The sequence below is a fragment of the Carnobacterium sp. 1290_CSPC genome, from assembly GCF_001053265.1.
GTDB lineage: Bacteria > Bacillota > Bacilli > Lactobacillales > Aerococcaceae > Aerococcus > Aerococcus urinaeequi.
Genome location: NZ_JVVG01000121.1, coordinates 1 through 462, shown reverse-complemented (window position 1 = coordinate 462; position 462 = coordinate 1). Strand labels below are relative to the sequence as shown.

The following is a 462-nucleotide window of genomic DNA, read 5'->3' as shown; positions in this document are numbered from 1 at the left end:
ATCAACTACTCTCTGTTAAAACAGAGAGTTTGTCCTAAACATGGTGGTTGTACAAACGATATAATATCTCCAACCGTTTAAAGACACTAAGGGATGGTTGACTGGCACCCCATCAGTAAGCGGTCTGTAGACACTTACCGAATATTGTTTTACGTTTAATAATTTTGTATTGGCACAACTTTTTCAAACCGCGGGTTTTTCTCACTCGACAGATATCGGTGACCCAATTCTTGAATATTGATAGCTGCCACACGGTCATCATTTGATTGATACCCACAATTCTGACAAGTAAACAAGTGCTTACCTTGTTGTCTATTAGCTTTATCAATTGATTCGCATTTCGGACAACGTTGGGACGTAAATTGTGCGGATACTTTTAAAACTTGCGAACCACTTTCTAAAGCTTTATACATTAACTTTTCTTCAAAATCGAAGAATCGCCAAGAATGGTGTTCATACCGT

The 462-nt window shown here is 38.1% G+C and carries 1 protein-coding gene; it reads right to left on the bottom strand.

Features of this window, described 5'->3' with window-relative positions; genetic code table 11:
- Nucleotides 1–155: 155 nt before the first annotated feature.
- A partial coding sequence (locus tag AC973_RS09415; RefSeq protein ID WP_048729947.1) for a zinc ribbon domain-containing protein occupies nt 156–462 on the bottom strand: 307 nt, incomplete at its 5' end.